Genomic DNA, 1,809 nt, shown 5'->3' with positions numbered 1-1,809 from the left:
GGACAGCACCGCCGCCGCCACCCACGACACCGGCAGCGTCGGCCGCCCGGCGGCGATGTTCGCGGGCGTCTCCACCCACGCCGTCGCCAGCAGGCACCCGGCCGCGACCGCGAGGTCGGCGGCCAGCAGCGGCCGCCCGCGCCGCCGCGGGTCGGCGAAGGCCCGCACCGAGTACGCCGTCCAGGCCGCCATGACGCCGAGGACGGCCCAGCCGCCCAGCGGGTGGGCGTACCCGCCGGAGTTCATCGCGACCAGGACCGCGGCGTAGCAGAGCGCAAGGCCCCGGTAGACCGCCACGGCACGCCAGAGCGCGGCCTCCAGTCCCAGTCCCGGCGCCCGGCTACTCGTCGTCATCCGTCACGGGCCGCACGGCCTTGCCCGCCATCTCCGCCTTCACCTCGGCGGCGTAGCGGTCCACGTACTCCTGGCCCGACAGCCGCTGGATGGCCCGCATGATCTCGTCGGTGACCTCGCGCAGGACCTCCTTGTCGTCCTCGCGGCCGTAGTAGCGGGAGAAGTCCATCGGCTCGCCGAACCGGACCCCCGGCCGCACCCCGAGCCGCGGGAGCCTCTTGCCGGACGGCATCATCTCGAACGTGTTGATCATCGCCATCGGGATCACCGGGACCCGCGACTGCAGCGCCAGCCGCGCCACCCCGGTCTTGCCCCGGTAGAGCCGGTTGTCGGGGGCGCGGGTGCCCTCCGGGTAGATGCCGAGCAGCTTGCCCTCCGCGAGGATCCGCAGCCCGGTCCGCAGCGCCGCCTCGGCGGCCGTGCCGCCCGTCCGGTCCACCGGCACCACGCCGACGCCGGTCATGAACCCCTTGCTGATCAGCCCTTTGAGCCCCTTCCCGGTGAAGTACTCGCCCTTGCCGATGAAGATGATCGGGCGCATCAGCGGAAGCGGGCCGAAGAAGTGGTCGGCGAACGACAGGTGGTTGCTCACCATCAGCGCGGGACCGCGCTTGGGGACGTTCTTCATCCCCCGGTTCCGCGGCCACCATCCGAGGTACAGGATGGGCGACAGAACGATCCGGAGCAGGATCCAGAACCAGAGCATGCGGGGACCTTCCTCGGACCGGATGCCCCCGGGTGAGCGCTCCGGCCCCTGGCCGACGGGAGATGATGAGACATCCTCCCACTCCACGTCCCGCCGATCTACCGGCCGGTACGGCACCGCCGCCGGGCACCGGGCCGGGCGCCCCGCCGGGCGCGTCCGCCGCCGGGGCGCCCGGGGCCGCCGGATGAACGTAGGCTCTGAACGTAAATCTGAATCGGGTACGCCCGGGGGGCTTGTTCCGGGCGTCGCAGCGAATACCGTGGGACACACGTTTCAGGGTGTCCGGAGTGCCGCCGCGAACCGGGGCGCCGCCGGGCACATGTCGATGGGGGAGCGGAGGCCGTCATGCCGGTGCTGCCGGTCACGCGGGAGTCGAAGGAGCCGGCCCCTTGAATCGCCGTGGCAACGGCCTGTCGGCCGACACCTACGCCCCGCTGGTCGACCTCGCCCCGCACCTGGCCGACGCGATGCTGGCGGCGCTCGGCGAGGCCGGCGTCGCGGCGTACGCGACCTCCCCGTCCGGACTGCCCGGCCCGGCCGGTCCGGCGGGCGCGGGCGGCACGGCGGGCGACCCGATGGCGGGCGACGTCCTCGACCGGCTGTACGTGGACGTCGACATGAAGCCGGCCGCCGAGGGCATCCTGCGCGCCCACCTCGCCCGGCTGCGCGACACCGCCGCCCGCGGCGGCGACGCCGAGCGCACCGAGACCGACCTCGCCGACCCCCGCGACCTCACCGACCCCCGCGAC

General features: G+C 74.0%; 2 protein-coding genes and 1 pseudogene. 1 reads left to right on the top strand and 2 read right to left on the bottom strand.

The features are described 5' to 3' along the window. On the bottom strand, positions 1-354 hold a 354-nt coding region (locus E1200_RS33050; protein WP_243709050.1), incomplete at its 3' end, for a DUF5931 domain-containing protein. Then, the gene (locus tag E1200_RS33045) at positions 341-1,060 is read right to left on the bottom strand and encodes a lysophospholipid acyltransferase family protein (protein ID WP_131956569.1); all 720 of its coding nucleotides are present in this window, start codon (positions 1,058-1,060) and stop codon (positions 341-343) included. The genes E1200_RS33045 and E1200_RS33050, both read right to left, overlap by 14 nt. Positions 1,061-1,449: 389 nt before the next feature. Between E1200_RS33045 and E1200_RS33040 the strand changes: the two are divergent. Beyond that, positions 1,450-1,809, top strand: a pseudogene (locus E1200_RS33040) (hypothetical protein); the annotation flags it as partial.

This window comes from Actinomadura sp. GC306 (genome assembly GCF_004348665.1).
Classification (GTDB): domain Bacteria; phylum Actinomycetota; class Actinomycetes; order Streptosporangiales; family Streptosporangiaceae; genus Spirillospora.
Note: the sequence above shows the minus strand (reverse complement) of the source record. Positions and strands in the feature narration are given on the sequence as shown.

Bases quoted from the DNA above. Each gene is read 5' to 3' on its own strand.
- E1200_RS33045 (WP_131956569.1), bottom strand. From the start codon at position 1,060: ATGCTCTGGTTCTGGATCCTGCTCCGGATCGTTCTGTCGCCCATCCTG.